This is a genomic window from Leisingera sp. G5_S3_59_S7 (genome assembly GCF_054968485.1).
Map to the genome: position 1 here is coordinate 83,436 of NZ_JBQKUH010000002.1, position 25,192 is coordinate 108,627.

The following is a 25,192-nucleotide window of genomic DNA, read 5'->3' on the forward strand; positions in this document are numbered from 1 at the left end:
TCTCGTTTACCCGCATGGTTCCCCAATAATGGTTAAATGAAGTTTAATTGGTTGCCCAAAAGTGAATAGTTAAATTTCTAAAGGGATATTTTTCCCGATAACAGGGCCGCCGTCCTCCATGGCGTCGATTTTTTCACGCGGCCAGGCGACCTCGACAATGGCGCCGCGCCGGTCGCGGTAGGGGCTGAGGGTCTGGAACGGGTCTGAGCCGTTGGCGAATCTCAGCTGGGCGCCGGTGCGCTGCAGCAGCGTTTTGGCAATGAAGAGGCCCAGCCCCATGCCTTCGTATTCCGGTCTTTGCTTCAATTCGCTCTCACCGCGGCGGCGGCGCACGAAGGGATCGCCGATACGTCCCAGCAAATGCGGCGGGAAGCCCTGGCCGTCGTCACAGATCCGCAGGATGATCCGGTCGCCGTTCCAGGCGGCATCAATCCAGACTGTGGATTGGGCAAAATCGACGGCGTTCTGGACCAGATTGCGCAGCCCGTGGATGATCTCGGGCTTGCGCAGCACAGTTGGCTGCTGGAAATCGCCGCCTTCCAGCGGTTCCTCATGATAGATGACGGTCTTGCCCCGGTTCATATGCGGCTCCGCGGCTTCGGTCACCAGGGTCGAGAACGGCGCTTGGCGCAAATGCAGATCGTCTTTGCCGGCCCGTCCCATGCTGCGCAGGATGTCGCGGCAGCGGTCGGCCTGCTCGCGGATCAGCGCAGCATCCTCGCGCAGGTCGGGGCGGTCGTCCAGCTCCTCGATCAGCTCGGCGCTGGCAAGCTTGATGGTGGCCAGGGGCGTGCCCAGCTCATGCGCGGCGGCAGCGACCACGCCGCCCAGGTCAGTCAGCTTCTGCTCGCGCGACAGGGCCAGCTGGGTGGCGCTCAGCGCGTCCGACATCGAGCGCATCTCGTTGCTGACGCGAAAAGAATAGGCGCCGATGAACAGGATGGCGATGACGATGGCGATCCAGTTGCCGAAGATGAAAACATCCGGGATGCGAAGGATGAAGCCTTGCTCAGTGCGCAGCGGCAGGTGGAATTCCGCCATCAGAGTGACCAGAATGATCGCCGTGGCACCGATAATCAGGGTGGAGCGCAGCCCCATCACCGCAGCAGAGATGGTCACCGGCCCCAGCACCAGCAGCGCAAAGGGGTTGTTCAGCCCGCCAGTCAGATACAATAGGAACGCCAGCTGCAGCAGGTCGAACAGCACCATCAGGAAATTCTCGAATTCTGTCAGGCGCTTGTTCTCGGGGAAGGCAAAGATGGCGATCAGGTTGCCCGCCGCCGAGATACCGATGGCGAGGTAGCACAGGCCCAGCTCCAGCTGCAGGTTGAAGCGGTGCTGTGCCACCGCAATGGCGGTGATCTGCCCGGCTATTGCCACCCAGCGCAGCAGAATCAAGGTCCGCAGCCGGATCCAGTGGCTGTGTTCATGGCTGCTCGCCAGCCTGAAGATGCGATCGCTCATATGGTCTGCTGCTCCCGCAGATGTGACGCCGTGCGCCAGTTGCATCGGCTGTATTTCTTGATAGGTCTGGCGCCGCAAACGATCAACAACCCTTCCCTGACGAAAAGTGTGATCTCATGACCCGCGTTTATGCTCTGCTTGCTGCCGCTTTTGTTGCTGCCCTGGTGGGCGGCGCCTGGTTCCTGACGCGCGGAGGCAGCGGGGGTGACAAATTCGCACAGTGCCGCAGTAGCCAGATCGCCGGCGGCACCGATACCATTGGCGGGGCGTTTGAATTGGTCAACGCCAAGGGCGAGACAGTCACCGACAAGGACGTGATCACCGAGCCGTCGATCGTTTATTTCGGCTACACCTTCTGTCCCGACGTCTGCCCGATGGACTCAGCCCGCAACGCCGATGCCGTGGACGTGCTGGCCGAGCGCGGCATCAGCGTGACCCCTGTGTTCATTTCCATCGACCCGGACCGCGATACCCCTGAAGCGGTTGGCGATTTTGCCGCGAACCTGCATGAGAAGATGATCGGGCTGACCGGCTCGCTGGAGCAGGTCAAGGCCGCCAGCAAAGCCTACAAGACCTATTTCAAGAAGAACGACGGCGATGAGGACTACTACCTGGTCGACCATTCCACCTTCTCTTATCTGGTGCTGCCAGAAGAGGGTTTCGTGGAATTCTTCCGCCGCGACGAAACCGCAGAGCAGATGGCCGACAAGGCCGCCTGTTTCATTGAAAAAATCTGAAGCAGGATAGCTGTTTGACCTTTCCCCTTGCCCGGACATATTCTTGCGTGAACTGAAATACTTCGCGGAGGACCGGGCATGGCCGAAACTGCTCTGCAGGACATTGGACCCGACAAATCGCTGCTGCTGGTCGATGATGACGAGCCGTTCCTGCGGCGTCTGGCCAAGGCAATGGAGAAACGCGGCTTCGAGGTGGAAACCGCGGGCTCTGTCGCTGCTGGCAGCGCCATCGCCACCGCCCGCCCGCCGGCCTATGCCGTGGTGGATCTGCGGCTGGAAGACGGCAATGGCTTGGATGTTGTCGAGGTGCTGCGCGAAAAACGCCCGGACAGCCGTGTGGTGGTGCTGACCGGCTATGGCGCCATCGCCACGGCGGTGGCCGCGGTCAAGATCGGCGCGACGGACTATCTGTCCAAGCCGGCTGATGCCACCGACATCATGAATGCGCTGTTGGCCACCGAGGATGAGCTGCCGCCGCCGCCGGATAATCCTATGAGCGCGGACCGCGTGCGCTGGGAGCACATCCAGCGGATCTATGAGCTGTGCGACCGCAATGTCTCAGAGACCGCCCGGCGCCTGAACATGCACCGCCGCACGCTGCAGCGGATCCTGGCCAAGCGCAGCCCGCGCTGAGCCTTACAGCTGCTCCATCAATTCCGCATGGCGGTGCAGAAACGCCATGCGGGTTTCCACCGGCGGCCGCAGCACGATATGCAGGCCGTCCACGGTTTCCGATTTAGGGCGTCCGAAAAAGCGGCTGGCCTCCTGCTCCGAAAACCCTGCGATCTGCACCGCCTCCATCCAAGCGCTGACCCTGTCGGCGCGCTTGATCTGCGCCTTCACCGTCTTTGGAAGGGCTGCGGGCAGACCGAACCGCAGATGAATGGCGGCCGTCAGCCGCTGGTCCAAATCGCCATACCCCGGACCCACCGCGGCTTTGACCGGGGAAATCATGTCTCCAATCACATATTCCGGCGCATCGTGCAGCAGCGCCGCCAGCCGCCATTTGACCGGAGCCTTGGGGTGCATCCGGGCAAAGATGTCCTCGACCAGCAGCGAATGTTCCGCCACCGAATAGGCAAAATCCCCGCGCGTCTGACCGTTCCAGCGCGCCACAAAGGCCAGCCCGTGAGCGATATCCTCGATCTCTATGTCCACCGGGGTCGGGTCCAGCAGATCCAGCCGGCGGCCGGAGAGCATGCGCTGCCAGGCGCGGACGGTTTTAGCGGGCATGGGGTGTGTCCTGTCGCTGCGATCCCCCATTGATTACCGCCTGAACAGGGTGCGGGCAATGCTGTGGGATGTCTCGTGTTCACGGTCCGGACACGGGTGAAAACCGACTGTTTATAAGCTGTGAATTTGAAACTGCCGCGTTAAGACCCAATATTATATAGGTATAAGGGGCTCCGCCCCCTCTGCGCGGCAAACCCCTTTTTGTGACGTGACTCACATAACGGAAAGGAGTTTGTCATGTTCAAACGTCTGCTTGGTGTTTCTTTGCTTTTCGGCATGGCCGCGACCGCGCCGCCTGCGCTGGCCGCCAGCTGCGGCGACCGCGAGGTGATGACCGAGAAGCTGGCAAGCGGTTATTCCGAACGGCTGACCGCCGGCGGTTTGCAGAAAGGCCGGACCGAGGCCACTGTGATCGAGGTCTGGGCGTCGGATGAAACCGGGACTTTCACCGTTCTGGTGACACATGCAAACGGGATCAGCTGCGTTGTCGCAACCGGATCCTCGTTCTTCCACATTGCGGAAAAAGCGCCGGACCCGGGCACGCCAAGCTGATACAGCCAGCGTGACAGGCTATCCCCCCTACAGCCTGACCGACCACAAAAAGCCAGAGCCTTCGGCTCCGGTTGCGGGTATCTTCGTTGAATATCAACACATGCAGTGTTAGGCCCTGCAGCAAGTGTACACGTAACCGGAATGGAGCAGACTATGGCCGGGGATTATATCGTCAAAGACATCGCGCTGGCCGGCTTTGGCCGCAAAGAGCTGGATATCGCCGAAACAGAAATGCCGGGCCTGATGGCCCTGCGCGAGGAGTACGGCGAAAGCCAGCCGCTGAAAGGCGCGCGCATCGTCGGCTCGCTGCACATGACCATTCAAACTGCGGTTCTGATCGAAACCCTGGTGGCGCTGGGCGCGGACGTGCGCTGGGCGTCGTGCAACATCTTCTCGACCCAGGATCACGCCGCCGCGGCAATTGCAGAAGCCGGCATCCCGGTTTTTGCGATCAAAGGCCAGACGCTGGAAGAGCATTGGGATTACTTGGATAAATCCTTTATGTTCCCTGAGGGCGCCAACCTGATCCTCGACGACGGCGGCGATGCCACCCTCTATGTGCTGCTGGGCGCACGTGCCGAAGCAGGCGAGGGCATCATGCCGGTGCCGCAGTCCGAAGAGGAAGCGGTCATCAAGGCTCAGATCAAAAAACGCATGGAAGCCTCCCCGGGCTGGTTCACCAAGACCCGCGACGCGATCCTGGGCGTGTCCGAGGAAACCACCACTGGCGTCCATCGCCTGTATGATCTGCAGAAGAACGGCCAGCTGCCGTTCCCGGCTATCAACGTCAACGACTCGGTCACCAAGTCGAAGTTCGACAACAAATACGGCTGCAAGGAATCGCTGGTAGACGGCATCCGCCGCGCCACCGACACCATGATGGCCGGCAAGGTCGCCGTGGTCTGCGGCTATGGCGACGTTGGCAAAGGCTCCGCCGCATCCCTGCGCGGCGCCGGCGCCCGTGTGAAAGTCACCGAAGCCGACCCGATCTGCGCCCTGCAGGCTGCAATGGACGGTTTTGAGGTGGTGCTGCTGGAGGATGTCGTGTCCTCCGCCGATATCTTCATCACCACCACCGGCAACAAGGACGTGATCCGCATCGAGCACATGCGCGAGATGAAGGACATGGCAATCGTCGGCAACATTGGCCATTTCGACAATGAGATCCAGGTCGCCAGCCTGAAGAACCACAAATGGACCAACATCAAGGACCAGGTGGACATGATCGAGATGCCCTCCGGCAACCGGATTATCCTGTTGTCCGAAGGCCGCCTGTTGAACCTTGGCAACGCCACCGGCCACCCGTCCTTTGTGATGTCGGCCTCCTTCACCAACCAAGTGCTGGCTCAGATTGAGCTGTGGACACGTGGCGACAACTACGAAAACCAGGTCTATATCCTGCCCAAGCACCTGGACGAGAAGGTCGCCCGCCTGCACCTGGGCCGCATCGGCGTCAAGCTGACCCAGCTGAGCGCCGAGCAGGCCGCCTATATCGGCGTCAAGCCGGAAGGCCCGTTCAAGCCGGAGCACTACCGCTACTAATTGTGCTGATCGCAACGCACTGACAGGCCCCGCCATTTGGCGGGGCTTTTTTATTGCCGCGCTGCCGGTGGGGCGGTTCAGCCTCCAGGAGAAGAACTGAAAAGGGCAGATAGAACAAATGCATGTAGTCTAAATAATTCTGTTCCCATTTTCGTGATGGAACGGTTTAGGAGGATGCCGCGTTGACCCAGCATCAACAACTTAAGGCTGAGGATTTATTGTTATGAAGATCGAAATGAAATCGAACGTCCGTATGCTGGTAACCGCTGCTGCCGCCGCGCTGATGGCTGGCACCGGGTACGCGGCAAGCAGCGATGCTTCCGCAGGTGCGGAAGCGCAGATCATCCTTGCCGCCAACGAAGACGAATCTGCTGGAGCATCTGCCGGCGCGGACCGTTCGCGCACTTTTGGTAACGAGGGCGAAGGCACCGTTCTGGAAGAAGTCGGCGATGCGGAAACCGTCACCGAAACAAATGACAGTGATCCTGCCGGCGCTTCCGCGGGCGTGGACCGGTCGCGGACGCGTGACGGCGAAGAAGGCACTGAGCCAGTTGCGGGCACAAACATCAGCGAGACCGCAGAAACGACCAATTCTCCCTCGCTTCCTAATACTGAGGGCGCGATGGACATCCGTGCCATGACCGTTGGCGATCTGGTCGGGAAAAACGTTCTGAGCGCCTCCAATGCTGACGTTGGCGAAATCGACTATGTGATCGTTCACGACAACAAGTTGTCCGGCGTTGTCGGTGTCGGCGGCTTCCTGGGTATGGGCGAACACTCGGTTGCGATCCCGCTGACAGACTTCGAGGTTACAAAAAACGGCCAGCTGCGGCTGACCGCTCAGTCCGAAGCACAGCTGAAGGCGATGCCGGAAATTGACGAGAACGCAATTGAGCCGGTAAAGAGCGAAGTCATCCTCGGCGACTACATGTAAGTCTCCTTATCAGCGACTACATGTAAGTCTCTTTAAAGGGGCGTCTCATTCAGAGGCGCCCCTTCGCGCAGCGAGGGGCAGTTGCTATGGAGCCTCATTTTGCTGACATCACACTTTAGGTTGAAACTGAAAACCTCCGTTCGCTGGAGCATTTCATTTAGCTCACATTGTCCGGGTTATTGCTTTGCGGAATCGCACCACCGGCCGCTATACAGGAGTCACCGGCTAGGATGGCCAGGAACCAGATTTTCATACGCGTGTGGTGGATTGGAGCACGCGGGGTGGAAGGGAAGGTCCTGCTTGTCCGCGGGTCCTTCCCTTTTTTGTTTCAGAACATGGTCAGAACCAGACCGGCCGCCGCGCAGGCCAGCGTGGCGTAACCGCCGTCAATCAGCGTCAGCTTCACCGGCCGCATCCCGTACATGTTGTTCAGGGCAATCCAGGGGCTGATGAAAAACAGGCCGATGCCTGCGCCGCCAATCAGCCCGGCGCCCAGGGATTCGATCCCGGACAGGCTGAATACATGCCGCATCATGCCCGCAACAATCAGCTGCAGGACAATCGCCATGGCAAAGATCATCGGGCTTTGACCGCCTTTCGGCTTGCCAGTCTCGTCGCATTCCACGCCAGAGGCTTCGACCCAAGGCTGGGCCAGGGCACCGTAATAGGCCGCTCCCAGCACAAACGCTGCCGCTGCTGCCGCAATCACACTCAGAAATTCCATAATGCTTCCCTCAATGGTTTCAGCCGCTTGAGAGCAGAGTGGCAGATCAGCCTGGATCTGTCTCCCCCAGCGCGCAGACGGCGGCCCATTCCGCTTCGCTCACCGGCTGCACCGAAAGGCGGGAGTTTTTCACCAGCACCATCTCTTCCAGGCGCGGGTCGGCTTTGATCTGGTCCAGGCTCACCGGTTTGGCAAAGGGGCGCACCGCTTTGATGTCGACGCATTCCCACCGATCGTCCTCGGTAGTGCTGTCCGGATGCGCCTCTGCGCAGACCTCGACGATTCCAACCACGGATTTCTCTTTCTGCGAGTGATAGAAAAACCCGCGGTCGCCAATGTTCATTTCGCGCATGAAGTTGCGCGCCTGGTAGTTGCGCACGCCGTCCCATTCCTCACCCGTTTCGCCTTTGGAGACCTGGTCGTCCCAGCTCCAGGTGGAGGGTTCGGATTTGAACAGCCAGTAGCGCATCAGCCGATAACTTTCTTCCAGGTGATCAGTTCGACAGCTTCAAAGAGGCCGGCCTTGTTATACGGGTCGTTGGCCGCCCAGGCCTCGCCTGCTGCCATGTCTTCGACGTCCAGAATAACCAGAGAGCCGGCCATATTGCCATCCTGATCCAGCAGCGGGCCCGCCTGCGCCACGGCGCCGGTGTCGTTGATATAGGCCAGATGGGCGTCGCGGTTGTCCAGACGGGTCTGCAAATGGCCGGGTTTGTCGCGGGCGATCAATGCGATGAGCATTTTATTCCTCTTTTAACGGTCTTTTAAGTAATTGAGCCGCCGCCTCGGAAATGGTCAAGCGCTGATCGAGCAAATTGGTTACCGTCTGCGTGATCGGCATATCCAGCTGCATCTTTTGGGCTTGTTCTGCCACCGCATGCGCCGTTGCGGCGCCTTCGACCGTGATGCTGGAATCAAAGGTTTCGCCGCGCCCGATCGACAGGCCCAGCCGGTAGTTGCGTGACAGGTCGGATGTGCAGGTCAGCGCCAGATCGCCAAATCCTGACAGCCCGGCCATCGTTTCGGCCTTGGCGCCGCAGGCCAGCGCCATGCGCTGCATCTCGGCATACCCGCGGGTCATCAGCGCGGCGCGGGCGCTGTCGCCCAGCCCCGCGCCGATCACCGCACCGCAGGCAATCGCCATCACGTTCTTCAGCGCCCCGCCCAGCTCGGCGCCGATTGTGTCGGTGGTACGGTAGAGACGCAGGTTGGCGGTGGTCAGCTGCTCCTGCAGCGCTTTGCCCAAGTCCGCGTCGCCGCAGGCCAGCGTCAGCGCAGTTGGCAAGCCGCAGGCGATATCCGCGGCAAAACTCGGCCCAGTCAGCAGCGCAGCATTAGACTCTGGCAGGACCTCCTGCATCACCGCCACCGGACCCAGTCCGGAATGCAGCTCAATGCCCTTGCAGCAGGCGACCAGGGTCTTTCCTGTCAGATGTGCCTTGTGCTCTTCCAAGACACTGCGCAGCTTTTGCATGGGTACAGCCAGCAGCAGAGCCTCAGAGGTGCAGGCCTGCGCCGCATCCGCAGTGGCTGTGAGGGTTTCGGGCAGATCAACACCGGGCAGGCGGGCCTCATTCCGGCGGCTGTCCTGCATTGCCTTGGCGTGGTCCGCACTGCGCGCCCACAGTGTCACCGGCCCGTTGCCGGCCAGCGAGATCGCCAGCGCAGTGCCAAAGGCGCCGGAACCCAGAACCGAAACGCTCATGCCTTGGCTCCCTTGCGGCCCGATCCGATCAGTGCCGGGCTGCTTTGGTCCAGGGGCCAGCGGGGGCGGGCGGTGAGGTCCAGACTATCGCGGGCACCGGTTTTGAACCGTTCCAGCCCGGCATAGGCAATCATCGCGGCATTGTCGGTGCACAGGCGCAGCGGCGGCGCGGTAAAGGCAGCACCGGACTCCGTGCAAACAGTCTCTAACGCGGCACGAATGGCGGTATTCGCCGCGACACCGCCGGCGACGGCGACGGTTGGCGCCGCGGGCTGTTCTTCCAGATACAGACGGATGGCACGGCGGGTCTTCTCCGCTAGGGTGTCCACAACGGCGGCCTGAAACCCGGCACACAGGTCGGCCCGGTCCTGGCGGGTCAGGCCGCCCTTCTCTGCCGCGATTTGATCGCGCATCCGCATCAGTGCGGTCTTCAGACCGGAAAACGACAAGTTGCAATCCGGCCGGTCCAGCAAGGGACGCGGGAAGCGGAACCGCTTGGGATCACCGGTTGCGGCTTCGGCCTGCACAGACGGGCCGCCGGGCTGCGGCAGGCCCAGCAGGCGGGCGGTCTTGTCAAAGGCCTCGCCGGGGGCGTCGTCGATGGTGCCGCCCAGACGGGTGAAATCCTCCGTCCCGCGCACCAGCAGGTACTGGCAATGCCCGCCGGAGACCAGCAGCATCAGGTAGGGATAGGCAATTCCGTCGGTCAGCCGCGGGGTCAGCGCATGACCCGCCAAATGGTTGACACCAATCAGCGGCAGGCCCGTCGCAGCGGCAATCCCCTTGGCACACATCACGCCCGACATCACCCCGCCGATCAGCCCCGGGCCGGCGGTCACGGCAACGGCATCCATATCCTTCAGGGTCAGTCCGGCCTCTGCCAGCGCATCGCGCACGCAGATGTCCAATTTCTCGGCGTGGGCGCGCGCCGCGATCTCCGGCACCACGCCGCCAAAGGCGCTGTGCAGCTCAGTCTGGCCGAAGACGACCGACGACAGAACCTCGGGCTGTGCGCCCTCTGCCTGCCGCACCACCGCGGCAGCAGTGTCGTCGCAGCTGCTTTCCAGCCCCAGAATTGTCAGGGTCTCTGTCATTGCCTTACCGTTGCATCGAATTGCCGCCGGGGCTACCACCTATGAGGCTTGCAAACAATCCCGGGAGCCCCGCGATGGTGCCTTTGCTGATGACACGCCCGCTGGCAGCGGCAGAGCGGTTTGTGGCCGGTCTGCCCGAAGCGGCGCGCGCCGGGCTGCAGGTGATCTATGCGCCGCTGATGGAGATCCGGCCGGCGCAGGCACCGGTCAGTCTGGACGGTGTGAAAGGGGTGATCTTCACCTCTGCCAACGGGGTCGAGGCCGCTTCACGTGAAACCGCCGCGCGCCTGACCGCCTATTGTGTGGGGGAGCGCACGGCCCAAGCCGCGGCTGAGGCCGGCTGGCAGGCGTCCTGCCTGGGCCGTTGCGCTGAGGAACTGGTTCAGGCGTTGCTCAGCCAGCGCCCCGAGGTGCCGCTGCTGCATCTGCGCGGCGCCCATGCACGGGGCGACATTTCCGGGCGGCTTACCAGCGAGGGCATCCCCTGCCAGGAGCAAACCCTGTATGATCAGGTGCTTCTGCCGCTGACCCAAGAGGCCAAGTCGTTGCTTGCTGCGCAAACTGATGTGATTGTGCCGCTTTTCTCTCCCAGAACTGCGCGTCATTTTGCCAATCTGTGCGGGGATGCCGCGCATTTGCATCTGATTGCCCTCAGTCCAGCGGTGGCGGAGCCGCTGAAAGGCTTGAATTGCAAGACGTTGCGGGTCAGTAAGACTCTGGACGCTGCGGCATTGGCAACTGCTGTCCTTGATGCCGCAGCGCAGCTGTCGCAGCTTGAGGGGAACAGGCGTGCGGAGTAGTGTCCAGCGTGTTCGCAAGAATGTATTTTAGGAATCGAGGGGGAGGCCGGCGTGGCTGATAAGAAAACTCCGGAAGACGTGACTGAGCCTGGCCCCGGTGAAATCAAGCCGGTTGACGAGACCACGGAAGCGCCCGAACAGGATGTGACCGGGGATCAGGCGGAAGAGGCGGTTGACACGCCTGAGGATACAGACTCCCCGCTTTCCGAGACCGAGACCGAGACCGAGACCGAGACCGAGACCGAGACCGAGACCGAGACCGAGACCGAGACCGAGACCGAGACCGAGACCGAGACCGAGACCGAGACCGAGACCGAGACCGAGACCGAGTTTGTGTCTCCCTTTGACAGGGAAACAACGCAGGACGGCACGCCGGCTGAGACCGCGGAACCTGCCACCGCGGCGGCACAACCCCGTGAAATCGAGCGGGTGGTCGAAAAGCGCGGCGGCTTTGGCGCAGCCCTCCTGGGTGGCGTGGTGGCGGCGGGGATTGGCTTTGTGGCCGGACAGGCTGGCTGGCTCGACTCTGTCCTGCCGCCGTCGCTGCAGAGAAGCAGCGCGGATCTGACGGCGCTGGAAACCAGCCAATCGGAGATGCAAGCGGCGCTTGCCGCGCTGAAGCAGCAGGTTGAGGAGAACCGCGCACCGGACCTTGCTCCGCTCGCCGAACGCACAAACACCCTGGCAGCAGATATCGAGGCGCTGAAACAGGCGCAAACAGTTCAGGCCCCGGATGAGGCGCTGCGCACGGATCTGGACGCCTTGGCCGAACGTGTGTCCGCTTTGGAAACCCGCCCGCTGGAAGGCGCATCGCCCGAAGCGGTTGCTGCGTTTGAGGCGGAACTGGGCAAGCTGCAGGACAGCCTAGCGGCACAGCGTGCGGAGATTGATCAGAAGCTGGCCGAGGCCGAAGAAATGGAAACCGCCAGCGCCGAAGCTGCCCGCATCGCCAGCGCCCAGACCCAGCTGGCGCAGCTGCGGTCCGCCCTGGACAGCGGCAACAGCTATGCCTCCAACGTGGAGCAGCTTGAACTCCTGAGCGTTGAGGTTCCGGAAACGCTCTCCGGACCGGCGGAAACCGGTGTGGCCACGCTGACCGCCCTGCGCGATGGTTTTGCCCCGGCTGCCCGCGAGGCGCTGGCCGCAGCCCGCGAAGAGGCAAAGGGCAGCGGCAGCCTGCTGGATTATGTGAACCGCCACCTTGGCGCCCGCTCAGTTGCACCGCGCGACGGCGATGATCCGGATGCCATCCTGTCCCGGGCTGAGGCCGCCGTGGCCGCTGGCCGGATTGAGGAGGCGCTGGCCGAACTCTCCGCGCTGCCGGAAACAGCCCGCGCTGCCCTGACCGGCTGGGAAGCGGCGGCAAACGCGCGGGTGGCAGCGGTGAACGCTGCCGCTGATCTGGCCCAAAGCCTGCAAGCCAAATAAGGAAGCCGCCATGCTCTGGTCGTTGTTGAAAATCCTCGTATTTGTCGCGATTGTCGCGCTCCTGGCATTTGGTGCGGGCCTTTTGATGGAAACCGCCGGCGGTGTGCAAATTACCGTTGCCGGCACCGAATACACCCTCAGCGCACTGCAATCGGTGATCGCTCTGGGCGTGCTTGTTGTGGCGGTCTGGTTGTTTCTCAAACTGCTGTCGCTGCTGGTGGCCACGCTGCGGTTCCTGAACGGGGACGAGACCGCCTTGTCGCGCTATTGGGACAAGGGGCGCGAGCGCAAGGGCTACCGGGCGCTGTCGGAGGGCCTGATGGCGCTGGCCTCGGGCGAGGGGCGGCTGGCCCTGGCCAAGGCGGCGCGGGCGGAGAAATACCTGCAGAATCCGGAGCTGACCGACCTTCTGGTGGCGCAGGCTGCAGAAATGAGCGGCGACAGCCACAAGGCGGCCGATGCCTATAAACGGCTGCTGTCGAACCAGCAGACCCGCTTTGTCGGCGTGCGCGGGATTATGAAGCAGAAGTTGTCCCAAGGTGACACCGACACCGCCCGCCAGCTGGCCGAGAAGGCGCTGGCGCTGCGGCCCAAGCATGAAGAGGTGCAGGATACTCTCTTGCGCTTGCAAGCACAGGCCGAGGATTGGGCCGGCGCCCGCAAGACATTGTCGACCAAGCTCAAGACCGGCACCCTGCCGCGCGATGTCTACAAGCGCCGCGACGCGGTGCTGGCGCTGTCCGCCTCCAAGGGAGTCATCGACGAAAACGCCACGATCGAGCAGCGTGAACAGGCGATCGAAGCCAACCGGCTGTCACCCGATCTGGTGCCCGCCGCGGCGATGGCGGCCCGCGCCTATCTCGCCAAGGGCAAAAAGCGCCCGGCGGTCCGGCTGCTGAAAAAGACCTGGCAAAGCCAGCCGCACCCCGATCTGGCGCATGCCTTTGCCGAGGTTGAGCCGGACGAAAGCGCCGCCGAGCGCGTTGCGCGTTTCGACCAGCTGGCCCGGCTTAATCCGCAGGATGATGAAACCCGGCTTGTGATGGCAGAGCTGAACATCGTGGCCGAAGACTTCCCCGAAGCCCGCCGCTGGCTGAGTGATCTGACAGAGCGCGCTCCGGATGCGCGGGCGCTGACGCTGATGGCGGCGATTGAGCGCGGCGAAGGTGCGGATGATAAGGTTGTGCAGGGCTGGCTGGCCAAGGCGCTGACGGCTCCGCGCGGGCCGCAGTGGGTCTGCGCCAACTGCAACCACATCCATGCCGAGTGGGAGCCGGTTTGCGAGCATTGCACCAGCTTCGACACGCTGTCCTGGAAGCGCCCGGAAACGCCGGAGGTTGCCAGCCACGCAGCGGCCCACATGCTGCCGCTGATCACCGGTGCGCTGGGCAGCAAGCAGGCTGACACAGCGCATGATGTGGAAGAAGCAGACTTTGCGGAACCCGGCCTGGACGCGGAACCCGGTCCTGACTCTGACGCGGACGTGAAAACGGAACAGCAGGACGCGGTGAAAGAGCCGAACTGATACACCGTGAAAGAATGTGAACGGCGGGGGCCTCCCTGCCGTTCCACCCGTCTTGCGGTACAACCCAAGACCGTTGCAGGCAGCGTTAGGGGGCTGGAAAGGCCGCCGTGCCGGTCAACAGCGTGTGCATCTAATGAGGGGAAATGGTGCCCAGGAGAGGACTCGAACCTCCACGTCCATACGGACACTAGCACCTGAAGCTAGCGCGTCTACCAATTCCGCCACCTGGGCAGGTGTCGTGGAACCGGCGTATAAGCTGGTTCGCAAGGGGCGTCAAACGGAAAAGGGAAGGGCGGCCGGCTATGCGCAAGGGTGCCGCCTGGAGCTGCTTAGCGCTGCACTACAAAATTCATTTTGCCCGCCACAAATGTCAGGAACCTGGTCCAGGCCAGCTCTGCTTCGGCACTCCAGTCCGGGCCAAGCGTGTCTGACAGGGCGCCGGTGAAACTAGTGATGAAGCCCCTGAAATGCGCATCCGACACGTCCCGTTTGCGGTGCTTCTCCCCCTGCTGCCTGAGGATCGCATCCAGCCGTGCGGAATCGTCCAGCGCCTCGGCCACATGGGTCAGGATGGCCAGCAGCTTTTCCTCCTGCCGGGTCATGTCGCGGGAAAACAGGGGGCGGACTTCGGGGCAGGCGGCAAAGAACTTGGCGTAAAAGGCGGTGGCGAAGGCATCGAGATCCATCCGCTCGCTCTCGAAAGTTTTGCGGACCAGGGATTTATCCTGTGCGCTGACCATTGGAACCGACCTCCTGAACAACCGCCGAAACGCGTGTTTCGGGTACATCAATTTGCCTTAACAGGGGGAGGCTGAAGGCTGGGTTAACCAAACCGGCTGATTTCCCGGAAGCTGTTAACGTCCCTTGCGGTTTCAGCCGTCATTGTGGCCGTAATCCCACGTTTTGCGCCTTGTTTGACGCCCCTTGCGGCGCTAAGGCATAGGGGCAGCTAAGTTCAGGAGCCAAAAGATGTCCAAACTGGTCACGATCTATGGCGGATCCGGTTTCGTGGGCCGCTACATTGCGCGGCGCATGGCCAAGGCAGGCTGGCGTGTGCGGGTCGCGGTGCGCCGTCCCAATGAAGCCATGCATGTGAAACCCTACGGTGTTCCGGGCCAGGTGGAGCCGGTGTTCTGCAATGTCCGCGATGACATGTCCGTGGCCGCGGTGATGCAGGGCGCGGATGCGGTGGTAAATTGCGTGGGCGTCCTGAACGAGCTGGGCAAGAACACGTTCGGCGCCGTTCACGCCGAAGGCGCGGGGCGCATCGCCCGCATCGCCGCGCAGGAGGGCATTGCCAGCCTGGTGCAAATCTCGGCGATCGGCGCCGATGCGGACGCAGACAGCGCGTATTCCCGCACCAAGGCTGCGGGCGAAGCGGCAGTGCTGCAGCATTTTCCGGGTGCGGTGATCCTGCGCCCCTCGGTGATCTTCGGGGCCGAGGACGAGTTCTTTAACCGCTTCGCCGGCATGACCCGCCTGTCGCCGGTGTTGCCGATTGCCAGCGGCAGCACCCGGTTCCAGCCGGTCTATGTCGACGATGTGGCCAAGGCTGCGGTCTTGGGCGCCACGGGCGAGGCAGAGGGCGGCATCTATGAGCTGGGCGGCCCCGAGGTCAAAAGTTTCCGCGAGTTGATGGAGCAGATGCTGGAGGTGATCCACCGCCGCCGCCTGATCCTGTCGCTGCCGCGGTTTGCTGCCTGGCTGGTGGCCTTCGGTTTCGACATGCTGCAGGCAGCCAGCTTCCAGCTGATCGCAAACAAGGTGCTGACCCGTGACCAGCTTCGGAGCCTGAAATCGGACAACGTTGTGTCCGAGGGCGCCAAGGGATTTAGCGATTTGGGTATCAGCCCGGTCAGCCTGGAAGCGGTATTGCCGGACTACTTGTGGAAATTCCGCCCTTCCGGCCAGTATGATGAGATGACCAACTCGGCCCGCAATCTGCGCAACGGCGCCTGATTTTTCCAACGGTTCAAGGATCTGAAAGCGCGGGGATTTCCCCGCGTTTTTCGTTTCCGGCTCAGCTGCTGTAGGCGATGGCGAGCAGGATGCTCCCCAGGATCACCCGGTAGATCACATACGGCGTGAAGCTGACAGAGCGCAGCAGCCGCATCATCAGGCTGAGCGCAGCCAGTGCCGACAGCAGGGCAAGGGCCGCTGCAATCGCTGCGTCGCGCATCAGGGCTGTGTTGGCCTCCAGCGCCACCTCCGTTCCGAGCAGAACGCCCGAGGCGATGATGGTCGGGATCGACATCAGCATGGCGATGCGGGCGCCGTCCTCGCGGGTGTAGCCCAGATGGCGCGCGCCGGTGATGGTGATGCCGGAGCGCGAGGTGCCGGGGATCAGGGCCAGCATCTGCCACAGCCCCATGATCAGCGCGTCGCGCGGGCCCCAGTCGCCGGTCTGCTTTACCTCCGCGCCCCTTTGGTCGGCCCAGTACAGCACGAGCCCGAAGCCGAGCATGGTCCAGCCGATCACCGCCATTGACCGCAGCGCATCGCTGAGGCCGGTGAAATGCAGCACAGCTCCGGACAGAACGGTGGGGATGGTGGCAATAATCAGCCCCATCGCAAGGCGTGACCCCGGCGTGTCCGTGCGGCCCGTGAGCGCGCGGGGCAGGCCCGCGAGACCCTCGCGCACGTCGCTCCAGAAATAGATCATCACGGCGGCCAGGGTGCCCACATGCACGGCGACGTCGATCACCTGGCCCTGGTCTTCCAGTCCGGTCAGGCCGGGCAGCAGAATCAGGTGGCCAGAGGAGGAGATAGGCAGGAATTCGGTAATTCCCTGGATCAGCGCAACCAGGATCAATTGGAAAAGCGGCATCCTGAAATCATCCTTTGCTGGCCGCGAACGGGCCGTAAACAGTCGTGACTCTGTATAAATCCTGCCCCCGGATTGGGAAGCGGATATTATGGTCCGATGCGGACCTAAAATTTCTGTACATTTCCGTTGAACACGGTATCAGAAGTAAAGTGCTGGCAAAATAGGTCAGCAAAGTTGACATAAAGCGCTCCAGTACCTTTACGGTGCTCTCGCAGCCAGACAAACGATGGAGTCCAGCCCGTGGCCAAGCAACCGATGCTGAAATTTGTGCAGATCGAACGCGACATGCCTCAAAAGCGTGACGCGAGTGTACGCAAGGAAGACTTCAATGAGATTTACGCGGAGTACGCTGCTGCCAAGGCCGAGGAACAGGCCAGCCGTTGCAGCCAATGCGGTGTGCCGTATTGCCAAAGCCACTGCCCGCTGCACAACAACATCCCCGACTGGCTGCGCCTGACCGCGACCGGCCGTCTGGAAGAGGCCTATGAGGTCAGCCAGTCCACCAACACCTTCCCGGAGATCTGCGGCCGCATCTGCCCGCAGGACCGCCTGTGCGAAGGCAACTGCGTGATCGAACAGTCGGGCCACGGCACCGTGACCATCGGCTCGGTTGAGAAATACATCACCGACACCGCCTGGGAAAACGGCTGGGTCAAGCCCGCAGCGCCGCTGGCCGAGCGGAGCGAGAGCGTTGGCATCATCGGCGCGGGCCCCGGCGGCCTGGCGGCGGCGGACATGCTGCGCAAGGCCGGCGTGCAGGTCACCGTTTATGACCGCTATGACCGCGCCGGCGGCCTGCTGATGTACGGCATCCCCAGCTTCAAACTGGAAAAGGACGTGGTCGAGCGCCGTAACAAGCTGCTGGCCGACGGCGGCGTGACATTCAAGCTGAACTGCAACGTGGGCGAGGACATCTCGTTTGACGAGATCCGCAGCCAGCATGAAGCAGTGATCATTGCCACCGGCGTCTATAAATCGCGCGATCTGGCGATGCCGGGCAGCGGTTCCGAAGGGATCGTCAAGGCAATCGACTTCCTGTGTGCATCGAACAAGAAGAGCTTTGGCGACAACGTTGAGGAGTTCGACAACGGCAGCCTGAACGCAGAAGGCAAAAAGGTTGTGGTGATCGGCGGCGGCGATACCGCGATGGACTGCGTGCGGACCTCGATCCGCCAGGGCGCGACCTCTGTCAAATGCCTCTACCGCCGCGACCGCGCCAATATGCCGGGCTCGCAGCGTGAAACTCAGAACGCCGAGGAAGAAGGCGTGGTCTTTGAATGGCTGTCGGCGCCCAAGGGTTTCACCGACGACGGCGGCAAGGTTGCCGGCGTGATGGTGCAGAAGATGCGCCTGGGCCAGCCGGATGCTTCGGGCCGCCAGGCGCCGGAAGTGATCGAAGGCGCGGACTACGTCGAGGAAGCCGATCTGGTGATCAAGGCGCTGGGCTTTGAGCCGGAAGAACTGCCGGCCCTGTGGGACCAGCCGGAGCTGCCGGTGACCCGCTGGGGCACCATCAAGGCCGCGTTCCAGACCGGTGCCACCGAGCTGGACGGCGTCTATGCGGTGGGCGACATCGTGCGCGGTGCGTCGCTGGTGGTTTGGGCGATCAAGGACGGCCGCGATTGCGCCGAGGCGATCATCGAAAAGCTGAACAGCAAGGCCGCGGTGGCCGCGGAATAACCCCGGCACCCCCCGTACACCGCCTGTGCACCCCCTGTGCACCGGCGGGCAGCAACAGAGCAGCGCCAAGGTCAGCCTTGCTGACCCAGCCAGCAAAGGACAATGGATATGAGCGAATTGCAGGGACAGTGCATGTGCGGCGCAGTGAGCGTCACCGCGACGCCGGTTCAGGCCTCCGTGACCGCATGCCATTGCGCCATGTGCCAACGCTGGGCCAGCGGCCCGTTCCTGAGCTTTCAGGCCGACACCGGCTATGCGGCGCTGGGCCCGGTGCGGACCTACCAGTCCTCGCAGTGGGCAGAGCGCGCCTTCTGCGGCGAGTGCGGATCGGTGCTGTGGTACCGGATGACCGCGCCGGGCAGGATGCACGGCCAGACGCAGATGTCGGCGGGCCTGTTCGAGAACGCAGGCGGCACCGAGCTGAAGCTGGAATTCTTTATCGACGAAAAGCCCGCGGGCTATGCCTTTGCCGGCGCCCACCGGCGGATGACTGGCGAGGAATGCCGTGCCATGTTTGCCGAAACCGCTGATGGAGAGGCCTGAGGCCCGCCCGGCCCTCTGCTGACGTGACTGCCATGCCGCTGATGATCCGCAAATCCCTCCGCCAGGCGATGTTCCGCCTGAGATCCCGCCGCCTCCACGCGGATGCGGCGGTAGAGATCCGTGCGCTGGAAGGGCGCGGGGAAGGCGGCATGATTGTGTTCACCAGCTATCACGCCAATGCCGCCAAGCGCGGGCTTCTGGAGTTTGCTGCCAGTGCCTCGGACGGCGGTGCGCGGCATTGCATCTTTGTCACCGACCGCCGCCAGGGCTGGTTTCAGGGCGAGGGGGTTGCGGCAGCGATCCTGCGGGCTGTTTCCGGCTACGTGCGGCGGCACGGCCTGCGCCGCCTGATGACAGTGGGCGTGTCGATGGGCGGTTACGGGGCGCTGTCTTATGCTGCGGAGCTGGGCGCAGGCCGCGCCCTGGCGCTGGCGCCGCAATACTGCCCGCGCCCCGGGACTTTCCCAGCTGATCAGCGCTGGATCGAGGCGCGCAGCCGGATCGCGGATTTCACCCGCCCGGCGCTGGATCAGGCGATGGGCGGGCAGGTGCAGTGCACCCTGCTGCACGGCCGCCATAACGCTGAGGACGCGCAGCATTGGCAGGCCTTCCCGCAGGGGCCCGGCATCCACCACTACCTGGCGGACCGCGACAGCCACGATGTCATCGACCCGCTGCGCGAAGCGGGCATCCTCTATCCGGTGATCGGCGCCGTCTGGCAGGACGATCAGGACCGGGTGAAAACCCTTATGCAACGGATCCGCGCGGTGCCCCGCGCCTGGGGCGAACGCGCCCTGGATCTGCAGACTCAACCGGCCGCAGCCGCATGCTGCGCCATCAGTTAATCGGAGAACGTCATGACCAAATTTGATGCCGCATGGGTCAAGGCTGAGGAAGCCAAGCGCAAGTGGATGGCCGAGAACGGTCTCTATTCCGAGGAAGAAGAGCATTCGTCCTGCGGTGTGGGGCTGGTGGTCTCGGTCGACGGCAAGAAGAGCCGCAAGGTGGTTGAGGCCGGCATCGACGCACTGAAGGCGATCTGGCACCGCGGCGCGGTGGATGCCGACGGCATGACCGGCGACGGCGCGGGTATCCATGTGCAGATCCCGGTGCCGTTCTTCTATGACCAGATCCGCCGCACCGGCCACGAGCCGCGCCAGGATGAGCTGATGGCAGTGGGCCAGGTGTTCCTGCCGCGCACCGATTTCGGCGCCCAGGAGCGCTGCCGGACCATCGTGGAAACCGAAGTTCTGCGCATGGGCTATTCCATCTATGGCTGGCGCCACGTGCCGGTGGATGTGTCCTGCCTGGGGGAGAAGGCCAACGCGACCCGCCCCGAGATTGAGCAGATCCTGATCTCAAACGCCAAAGGTGTGGATGAGGAAACCTTTGAGCGCGAGCTGTACGTGATCCGCCGCCGGATCGAGAAGGCCTCGGCAGCGGCTGGCATCTCGGGCCTTTACATCGCGTCGCTGTCCTGCCGCTCGATCATCTACAAGGGCATGATGCTGGCGGAGCAGGTGGCGGTGTTCTACCCGGACCTGATGGATGAGCGGTTCGAGAGCGCATTCGCGATCTATCACCAGCGCTATTCCACCAACACTTTCCCGCAGTGGTGGCTGGCGCAGCCGTTCCGGATGCTGGCGCATAACGGCGAGATCAACACGCTGAAGGGCAACCTGAACTGGATGAAGAGCCATGAGATCCGCATGGCCTCCTCGACCTTTGGCGACTATGCCGAGGACATCAAGCCGATCGTGCCGGGCGGCGCGTCCGACTCTGCCGCGCTGGATGGCGTGTTTGAGGTTCTGGTACGCGCGGGCCGTTCGGCGCCGATGGCGAAAACCATGCTGGTGCCGGAAAGCTGGTCCAAGCAGGCGGTGGAGCTGCCGCAGGCCTGGCGCGACATGTATTCCTACTGCAACTCCGTGATGGAGCCCTGGGACGGCCCAGCGGCGCTGGCGATGACCGACGGCCGCTGGGTCTGCGCGGGCCTGGACCGCAACGGCCTGCGCCCGATGCGCTATGTCGTCACCGGCGATGGGCTGGTGATTGCAGGGTCCGAGGCGGGCATGGTGCCGATTGACGAGGCATCGGTGGTCGAGAAGGGCGCGCTGGGCCCGGGCCAGATGCTGGCCGTGGACATGGATAAGGGCAAGTTGTTCCGCGATACCGAGATCAAGGACAAGCTGTCCCGCGCGCTGCCGTTCGGCGACTGGGTCAAGCGGATCAACGATCTGGACACAACCCTCGCCAGCGTCACCGAACAGCCGCTGTTCTCGGGCGAAGAGCTGCGCCGCCGCCAGGTCGCGGCTGGCTATTCGATTGAGGAGCTGGAGCAGATCCTGGCGCCGATGGCCGAGGACGGCAAGGAAACGCTGGCCTCGATGGGTGATGATACGCCCTCTGCTGTGCTGTCCAAGATGTACCGCCCGCTGAGCCACTTCTTCCGCCAGAACTTCAGCCAGGTGACCAACCCGCCGATCGACAGCTTGCGCGAATTCCGGGTGATGTCGCTCAAGACCCGCTTTGGCAACCTCAAGAACGTGCTGGACGAGGACAGCTCCCAGACTGAAATCATAGTGTTGGAAAGCCCCTTTGTCGGCAACGCCCAGTGGGACATGCTGGTGCAGCAGTTCAACGCACCGCTGGCCGAGATTGACTGTACCTTTGCACCGGGCCGCGGCTCCCTCAGCGCGGCGCTGGAGCGGATCCGGGCTGAGGCCGAGGAGGCGGTGCGCTCGGGCGCGGGCCATATCGTGCTGACCGACCAGTATTCGGACGCCAGCAAGGTCGCGATGCCGATGATCCTGGCGACATCCGCCGTGCATTCGCATCTGACCCGCAAGGGGCTGCGAACTTTCTGCTCGCTGAACGTGCGCTCTGCCGAATGTATCGACCCGCATTATTTCGCGGTGCTGATCGGCTGCGGCGCCACAGTGGTGAACGCCTATCTGGCCGAGGATTCGCTGGCCGACCGCATCGAGCGCGGCCTGCTGGACGGCAGCCTGACCGAGAACGTCGCGCGCTACCGCGAGGCCATCGACCAGGGTCTCTTGAAGATCATGGCGAAGATGGGGATTTCGGTAGTGTCCTCCTACCGCGGCGGCCTGAATTTTGAGGCGGTGGGTCTGTCCCGGGCCATGTGTGCCGAGTATTTCCCCGGCATGACCTCGCGCATCTCCGGTATCGGTGTGACCGGCATCCAGACCAAGGCGGAGGAAATTCACGCCAAAGCCTGGAAAACTCAGGAAGGCGTGCTGCCCATCGGGGGCTTCTACAAGGCACGCAAGTCGGGCGAGACCCACGCCTGGGAAGCCACCTCGATGCATATGATGCAGATGGCCTGCAACCGCGCGTCTTATGAGTTGTGGAAGCAGTATTCTGCGAAGATGCAGTCGAACCCGCCGATCCACCTGCGCGATCTCTTGCAGATCAAGCCGCTGGGCAAGCCGGTCCCGCTGGAGGAAGTGGAGAGCATCACCGCGATCCGCAAGCGGTTCGTGACGCCGGGCATGTCCTTGGGCGCGCTGAGCCCTGAGGCGCACAAGACCCTGAACGTGGCGATGAACCGGATCGGTGCCAAGTCCGACTCCGGCGAGGGCGGCGAGGATCCGGCGCACTTTGTGCCGGAGCCGAACGGTGACAACCCGTCTGCGAAGATCAAGCAGGTGGCGTCGGGCCGCTTTGGTGTGACCGCGGAATACCTGAACCAGTGTGAAGAACTGGAGATCAAGGTGGCCCAGGGCGCCAAGCCCGGCGAGGGCGGCCAGCTGCCGGGCATGAAGGTCACCGACCTGATCGCCCGCCTGCGCCACTCCACCAAGGGTGTGACCCTGATCTCGCCGCCGCCGCACCACGACATCTACTCGATCGAGGACCTGGCGCAGCTGATCTACGACCTGAAGCAGATCAACCCGCGCTGCAAGGTGACGGTGAAGCTGGTGGCGTCTTCGGGCGTTGGCACAATCGCCGCGGGCGTTGCCAAGGCGAAGGCTGACATCATCCTGATCTCGGGTCACAACGGCGGCACCGGGGCGTCGCCTGCGACCTCGATCAAATACGCGGGCCTTCCGTGGGAGATGGGCCTGACCGAGGCGCATCAGGTGCTTGCGATGAACAACCTGCGCGAGCGGGTGACGCTGCGCACCGACGGCGGCCTGCGCACCGGGCGCGACATTGTGATGGCCGCAATGCTGGGCGCCGAGGAGTACGGCATCGGCACCGCTGCGCTGATCGCCATGGGCTGCATTATGGTGCGCCAGTGCCAGTCCAACACCTGCCCGGTGGGCGTCTGCACCCAGGACGAATCCCTGCGCGCCAAGTTTACCGGCAATGCGGACAAGGTGGTGAATCTGATCACCTTCTACGCCCAGGAAGTGCGGGAAATCCTCGCCTCCATCGGCGCCCGCAGCTTGGATGAGGTGATCGGCCGGGCCGACCTGCTGGCACAGGTGTCGCGCGGCTCTGCCCATCTGGACGATCTGGACCTGAACCCGCTGCTGATAACTGTCGATGGCTCTGCCAATATCGTCTACAACCGTGACAAGGAGCGGAATGCGGTGCCGGACACGCTGGATGCGGAGATCGTGCGCGACGCCGCCCGCTTCCTGCAGGACGGCGAGAAGATGCAGCTGTCCTATGCGATCCAGAACACCCACCGCACCGTGGGCACCCGCACCTCCAGCCACATTGTTCGCAACTTCGGGATGCGGAATTCCTTCCAGCCGGATCACCTGACGGTGAAGCTGCAGGGCTCTGCCGGCCAGGCGCTGGGCGCCTTTGCGGCCCCGGGGCTGAAGCTGGAAGTGTCGGGCGATGCCAACGACTATGTCGGCAAGGGCCTGTCGGGCGGCACCATTGTGGTGCGCCCGCCGCAGGTGAGCCCGCTGGTGGCCTCGGAAAACACCATCATCGGCAATACCGTGCTGTACGGCGCCACCGACGGCTACCTGTTTGCGGCCGGCCGCGCGGGTGAGCGCTTTGCGGTGCGCAACTCCGGCGCCAAGGTGGTGATCGAGGGCTGCGGCTCCAACGGTTGCGAATACATGACCGGCGGCGTAGCGGTGATCCTGGGCACCATCGGTGCCAATTTCGGCGCGGGCATGACCGGCGGCATGGCCTATCTCTATGACCCTGAGGGCAAGGCCGAGACCCTGATGAACATGGAATCCCTGGTCACCTGCCCGGTCACCGTGGCGCATTGGGAGGCGGAGCTGAAAAGCCTCATCGAACGCCACCTGGAGGAAACCGGCAGCCGCAAGGCCGCGGAGATCCTGCAGCACTGGGACATCGAAAAGAGCAACTTCCTGCAAGTCTGCCCGAAAGAGATGCTCGACAAGCTGGCGCATCCTGTGATGCAGGAACAGGCTGCCGTTCCGGCGGAATAAGCCGGCCCAAAGACTGAAAGTGACCCCCGCAGGCGCAGGCTTGCTGGGGTTTTTCTTGTCCCGCGCGCCGCCGCGCAGCCGGATCAGGCCTTCATCTGGCCCGAAATATCCCGGGGTGAATTGAGCCGCAGGCTCAAGAGGGACAGCGCCCCTTCCGGGCCCCCGAAAACGCCGGACCGGCAGATTGCGGCAGCAAGGCAACTGACCCTTTGTGAATGCCTGGCTGCCATCCTATAGAGAGTCATGGCCAAGGCAGTTGCAAAAAAGAAGAAAACCAGGAGCAGCAAGAAGACGGCGAAGCGGCGGATTCAGCCGCTGCGCAGTCTGCGGCGCTGGGTCTTGCGCGCAGTGCTTGCGGTTGCGGCAGTGTTTCTTTTCCTGATCCTGCTGTTTTCCGTGGTGAACCCGCCGGTTACCCATACCATCTGGGCCGAGAAGCGGCGGCTGGGCGAGGTGGACCGGATGTGGGTGCCGCTGGAGGAGATGGCGCCGGTGCTGGCGCGCTCTGTCGTGGCGGCGGAGGATGCGCAGTTCTGCCGCCATTGGGGATTTGACGCCCGCGCCATTCAGGCCGCGATCGAGGCAGGCGGCGCCCGCGGCGGTTCAACGATTTCGCAGCAGGTGGTGAAGAATGTGTTTTTGTGGCAGGGCCGCAGCTGGCCGCGCAAGGTGCTGGAGACGCTGCTGACTCCGGTGGTGGAGATCGTTTGGAGCAAGCGGCGCATCCTGGAGGTCTATCTGAACGTTGCCGAAATGGACGAGGGTGTGTTCGGCGCCGAGGCCGCGGCGCGCAAATATTTCGGGGTGGGCCCGGATCAGCTGAGCTCACGCCAGGCGGCGCTGATTGCCGCGGTTCTGCCCAATCCCAAAGAGCGTTCGGCCCGCCGTCCCAGCAGTTTCGTGCAGCGCCGGGCGGGGCAGATCATGGATGGGGCGGCCACCATTCGCGCAGATGGGCGGGCCGATTGTTTCGAGGATTGAATCTTTCTCCCGGCCAAGGCATTGCTGGGTATC

23 protein-coding genes and 1 tRNA gene are annotated in these 25,192 nt (G+C 63.1%); 14 read left to right on the forward strand and 10 right to left on the reverse strand.

Annotation, left to right across the window (positions count from 1 at the left end; genetic code table 11):
* Positions 1–69: 69 nt before the first annotated feature.
* Positions 70–1,464, reverse strand: a complete 1,395-nt coding sequence (regB, locus tag ACTRWG_RS01680; RefSeq protein WP_027235896.1) for a sensor histidine kinase RegB — start codon at positions 1,462–1,464, stop codon at positions 70–72.
* Between the two features lie 116 nt (positions 1,465–1,580).
* Here regB and ACTRWG_RS01685 point away from each other — a divergent pair, with 116 nt between their 5' ends.
* Together ACTRWG_RS01685 and ACTRWG_RS01690 are read left to right on the forward strand one after the other, a co-directional pair.
* Positions 1,581–2,201: an SCO family protein gene (locus ACTRWG_RS01685; RefSeq protein WP_027235895.1), complete on the forward strand. Its 621-nt coding sequence runs from the start codon at positions 1,581–1,583 to the stop codon at positions 2,199–2,201.
* Between the two features lie 78 nt (positions 2,202–2,279).
* Positions 2,280–2,834 carry an ActR/PrrA/RegA family redox response regulator transcription factor gene (locus tag ACTRWG_RS01690; RefSeq protein WP_027235894.1) on the forward strand — a complete coding sequence of 185 codons (555 nt, stop codon included), beginning with the start codon at positions 2,280–2,282 and terminating at the stop codon, positions 2,832–2,834.
* 3 nt (positions 2,835–2,837) lie between these two features.
* Here ACTRWG_RS01690 and ACTRWG_RS01695 read toward each other — a convergent pair whose 3' ends face one another.
* Positions 2,838–3,434, reverse strand: coding sequence for an HD domain-containing protein (locus ACTRWG_RS01695; RefSeq protein WP_027235893.1), 597 nt, complete (start codon positions 3,432–3,434; stop codon positions 2,838–2,840).
* Positions 3,435–3,671: 237 nt separating this feature from the next.
* On the opposite strand from ACTRWG_RS01695, the gene ACTRWG_RS01700 reads away from it, so the two are divergent.
* The 3 genes from ACTRWG_RS01700 to ACTRWG_RS01710 all read left to right on the forward strand — a co-directional run bounded on the left by ACTRWG_RS01700 (position 3,672) and on the right by ACTRWG_RS01710 (position 6,462).
* Entirely contained in the window at positions 3,672–3,986 is a 315-nt protein-coding gene (locus ACTRWG_RS01700; RefSeq protein ID WP_027235892.1) for a hypothetical protein, read from the forward strand.
* Between the two features lie 153 nt (positions 3,987–4,139).
* Entirely contained in the window at positions 4,140–5,528 is a 1,389-nt protein-coding gene (gene ahcY, locus ACTRWG_RS01705; RefSeq protein ID WP_462828868.1) for an adenosylhomocysteinase, read from the forward strand.
* A gap of 223 nt (positions 5,529–5,751) precedes the next feature.
* Entirely contained in the window at positions 5,752–6,462 is a 711-nt protein-coding gene (locus ACTRWG_RS01710) for a PRC-barrel domain-containing protein (protein WP_036797308.1), read from the forward strand.
* A gap of 328 nt (positions 6,463–6,790) precedes the next feature.
* Here ACTRWG_RS01710 and ACTRWG_RS01715 read toward each other — a convergent pair whose 3' ends face one another.
* Genes ACTRWG_RS01715 through tsaD form a run of 5 tightly spaced genes read right to left on the reverse strand, consistent with a single transcriptional unit; the run spans position 6,791 to position 9,985 of the window.
* A complete protein-coding gene (locus ACTRWG_RS01715) occupies positions 6,791–7,186 on the reverse strand; it encodes a DUF1761 domain-containing protein (protein ID WP_027235889.1) in 396 nt (131 codons plus the stop codon).
* 46 nt (positions 7,187–7,232) lie between these two features.
* Complete coding sequence (locus tag ACTRWG_RS01720; protein ID WP_027235888.1) at positions 7,233–7,655, reverse strand: EVE domain-containing protein; 423 nt, start codon at positions 7,653–7,655, stop codon at positions 7,233–7,235.
* Positions 7,655–7,927 (reverse strand): YciI family protein, encoded by a 273-nt coding sequence (locus tag ACTRWG_RS01725; RefSeq protein WP_019295350.1) that lies wholly within the window; start codon positions 7,925–7,927, stop codon positions 7,655–7,657. Before ACTRWG_RS01725 ends, ACTRWG_RS01720 begins: the two co-directional genes overlap by 1 nt.
* Before the next feature lies 1 nt (position 7,928).
* Complete coding sequence (locus ACTRWG_RS01730; protein WP_027235887.1) at positions 7,929–8,891, reverse strand: NAD(P)H-dependent glycerol-3-phosphate dehydrogenase; 963 nt, start codon at positions 8,889–8,891, stop codon at positions 7,929–7,931.
* Entirely contained in the window at positions 8,888–9,985 is a 1,098-nt protein-coding gene (tsaD, locus tag ACTRWG_RS01735; protein WP_027235886.1) for a tRNA (adenosine(37)-N6)-threonylcarbamoyltransferase complex transferase subunit TsaD, read from the reverse strand. Before tsaD ends, ACTRWG_RS01730 begins: the two co-directional genes overlap by 4 nt.
* An 89-nt stretch (positions 9,986–10,074) precedes the next feature.
* Here tsaD and ACTRWG_RS01740 point away from each other — a divergent pair, with 89 nt between their 5' ends.
* The 3 genes from ACTRWG_RS01740 to ACTRWG_RS01750 are packed head-to-tail and all read left to right on the forward strand — an operon-like array spanning position 10,075 to position 13,738.
* Positions 10,075–10,785 (forward strand): uroporphyrinogen-III synthase, encoded by a 711-nt coding sequence (locus ACTRWG_RS01740; protein ID WP_435661423.1) that lies wholly within the window; start codon positions 10,075–10,077, stop codon positions 10,783–10,785.
* 51 nt (positions 10,786–10,836) lie between these two features.
* Positions 10,837–12,213 carry a COG4223 family protein gene (locus tag ACTRWG_RS01745; RefSeq protein WP_462828869.1) on the forward strand — a complete coding sequence of 459 codons (1,377 nt, stop codon included), beginning with the start codon at positions 10,837–10,839 and terminating at the stop codon, positions 12,211–12,213.
* Between the two features lie 10 nt (positions 12,214–12,223).
* On the forward strand, positions 12,224–13,738 hold the full coding sequence (locus tag ACTRWG_RS01750) for a heme biosynthesis protein HemY (protein ID WP_027235883.1): 1,515 nt from the start codon (positions 12,224–12,226) through the stop codon (positions 13,736–13,738).
* A gap of 144 nt (positions 13,739–13,882) precedes the next feature.
* On the opposite strand, the gene ACTRWG_RS01755 is transcribed toward ACTRWG_RS01750, so the two are convergent.
* Positions 13,883–13,969, reverse strand: a tRNA-Leu gene (locus ACTRWG_RS01755).
* Between the two features lie 98 nt (positions 13,970–14,067).
* Positions 14,068–14,478: a globin domain-containing protein gene (locus ACTRWG_RS01760; protein WP_027235882.1), complete on the reverse strand. Its 411-nt coding sequence runs from the start codon at positions 14,476–14,478 to the stop codon at positions 14,068–14,070.
* Positions 14,479–14,707: 229 nt separating this feature from the next.
* On the opposite strand from ACTRWG_RS01760, the gene ACTRWG_RS01765 reads away from it, so the two are divergent.
* Positions 14,708–15,697, forward strand: a complete 990-nt coding sequence (locus ACTRWG_RS01765; RefSeq protein WP_027235881.1) for a complex I NDUFA9 subunit family protein — start codon at positions 14,708–14,710, stop codon at positions 15,695–15,697.
* 61 nt (positions 15,698–15,758) lie between these two features.
* Here ACTRWG_RS01765 and ACTRWG_RS01770 read toward each other — a convergent pair whose 3' ends face one another.
* Positions 15,759–16,565, reverse strand: a complete 807-nt coding sequence (locus tag ACTRWG_RS01770) for an undecaprenyl-diphosphate phosphatase (RefSeq protein ID WP_027235880.1) — start codon at positions 16,563–16,565, stop codon at positions 15,759–15,761.
* A gap of 240 nt (positions 16,566–16,805) precedes the next feature.
* Between ACTRWG_RS01770 and ACTRWG_RS01775 the strand changes: the two genes are divergently transcribed.
* From ACTRWG_RS01775 to mtgA, 5 genes are all read left to right on the forward strand, one after another.
* Entirely contained in the window at positions 16,806–18,245 is a 1,440-nt protein-coding gene (locus tag ACTRWG_RS01775) for an NAD(P)-dependent oxidoreductase (RefSeq protein ID WP_027235879.1), read from the forward strand.
* 108 nt (positions 18,246–18,353) lie between these two features.
* Positions 18,354–18,788 (forward strand): GFA family protein, encoded by a 435-nt coding sequence (locus ACTRWG_RS01780; protein WP_036797709.1) that lies wholly within the window; start codon positions 18,354–18,356, stop codon positions 18,786–18,788.
* 32 nt (positions 18,789–18,820) lie between these two features.
* The gene (locus tag ACTRWG_RS01785; protein ID WP_027235877.1) at positions 18,821–19,633 is read left to right on the forward strand and encodes an alpha/beta fold hydrolase; all 813 of its coding nucleotides are present in this window, start codon (positions 18,821–18,823) and stop codon (positions 19,631–19,633) included.
* Positions 19,634–19,645: 12 nt separating this feature from the next.
* Positions 19,646–24,178: a glutamate synthase large subunit gene (gltB, locus tag ACTRWG_RS01790; protein ID WP_027235876.1), complete on the forward strand. Its 4,533-nt coding sequence runs from the start codon at positions 19,646–19,648 to the stop codon at positions 24,176–24,178.
* Positions 24,179–24,421: 243 nt separating this feature from the next.
* Positions 24,422–25,159, forward strand: coding sequence for a monofunctional biosynthetic peptidoglycan transglycosylase (mtgA, locus tag ACTRWG_RS01795; RefSeq protein ID WP_259957827.1), 738 nt, complete (start codon positions 24,422–24,424; stop codon positions 25,157–25,159).
* The last annotated feature ends 33 nt before the right edge of the window (positions 25,160–25,192 follow it).

What these genes read in the sequence shown, in the direction of transcription:
- ACTRWG_RS01760 (WP_027235882.1), bottom strand. Translation starts at nt 14,478, where the DNA reads ATGGTCAGCGCACAGGATAAATCCCTGGTCCGCAAAACTTTCGAGAGC.
- ACTRWG_RS01715 (WP_027235889.1), bottom strand. Translation starts at nt 7,186, where the DNA reads ATGGAATTTCTGAGTGTGATTGCGGCAGCAGCGGCAGCGTTTGTGCTG.
- ACTRWG_RS01690 (WP_027235894.1), top strand. Translation starts at nt 2,280, where the DNA reads ATGGCCGAAACTGCTCTGCAGGACATTGGACCCGACAAATCGCTGCTG.
- gltB (WP_027235876.1), top strand. Translation starts at nt 19,646, where the DNA reads ATGACCAAATTTGATGCCGCATGGGTCAAGGCTGAGGAAGCCAAGCGC.
- regB (WP_027235896.1), bottom strand. Translation starts at nt 1,464, where the DNA reads ATGAGCGATCGCATCTTCAGGCTGGCGAGCAGCCATGAACACAGCCAC.
- ACTRWG_RS01710 (WP_036797308.1), top strand. Translation starts at nt 5,752, where the DNA reads ATGAAGATCGAAATGAAATCGAACGTCCGTATGCTGGTAACCGCTGCT.
- ACTRWG_RS01765 (WP_027235881.1), top strand. Translation starts at nt 14,708, where the DNA reads ATGTCCAAACTGGTCACGATCTATGGCGGATCCGGTTTCGTGGGCCGC.
- tsaD (WP_027235886.1), bottom strand. Translation starts at nt 9,985, where the DNA reads ATGACAGAGACCCTGACAATTCTGGGGCTGGAAAGCAGCTGCGACGAC.
- ACTRWG_RS01740 (WP_435661423.1), top strand. Translation starts at nt 10,075, where the DNA reads ATGACACGCCCGCTGGCAGCGGCAGAGCGGTTTGTGGCCGGTCTGCCC.
- ahcY (WP_462828868.1), top strand. Translation starts at nt 4,140, where the DNA reads ATGGCCGGGGATTATATCGTCAAAGACATCGCGCTGGCCGGCTTTGGC.
- ACTRWG_RS01695 (WP_027235893.1), bottom strand. Translation starts at nt 3,434, where the DNA reads ATGCCCGCTAAAACCGTCCGCGCCTGGCAGCGCATGCTCTCCGGCCGC.
- mtgA (WP_259957827.1), top strand. Translation starts at nt 24,422, where the DNA reads ATGGCCAAGGCAGTTGCAAAAAAGAAGAAAACCAGGAGCAGCAAGAAG.
- ACTRWG_RS01700 (WP_027235892.1), top strand. Translation starts at nt 3,672, where the DNA reads ATGTTCAAACGTCTGCTTGGTGTTTCTTTGCTTTTCGGCATGGCCGCG.
- ACTRWG_RS01770 (WP_027235880.1), bottom strand. Translation starts at nt 16,565, where the DNA reads ATGCCGCTTTTCCAATTGATCCTGGTTGCGCTGATCCAGGGAATTACC.
- ACTRWG_RS01685 (WP_027235895.1), top strand. Translation starts at nt 1,581, where the DNA reads ATGACCCGCGTTTATGCTCTGCTTGCTGCCGCTTTTGTTGCTGCCCTG.
- ACTRWG_RS01730 (WP_027235887.1), bottom strand. Translation starts at nt 8,891, where the DNA reads ATGAGCGTTTCGGTTCTGGGTTCCGGCGCCTTTGGCACTGCGCTGGCG.
- ACTRWG_RS01750 (WP_027235883.1), top strand. Translation starts at nt 12,224, where the DNA reads ATGCTCTGGTCGTTGTTGAAAATCCTCGTATTTGTCGCGATTGTCGCG.
- ACTRWG_RS01785 (WP_027235877.1), top strand. Translation starts at nt 18,821, where the DNA reads ATGCCGCTGATGATCCGCAAATCCCTCCGCCAGGCGATGTTCCGCCTG.
- ACTRWG_RS01725 (WP_019295350.1), bottom strand. Translation starts at nt 7,927, where the DNA reads ATGCTCATCGCATTGATCGCCCGCGACAAACCCGGCCATTTGCAGACC.
- ACTRWG_RS01780 (WP_036797709.1), top strand. Translation starts at nt 18,354, where the DNA reads ATGAGCGAATTGCAGGGACAGTGCATGTGCGGCGCAGTGAGCGTCACC.
- ACTRWG_RS01720 (WP_027235888.1), bottom strand. Translation starts at nt 7,655, where the DNA reads ATGCGCTACTGGCTGTTCAAATCCGAACCCTCCACCTGGAGCTGGGAC.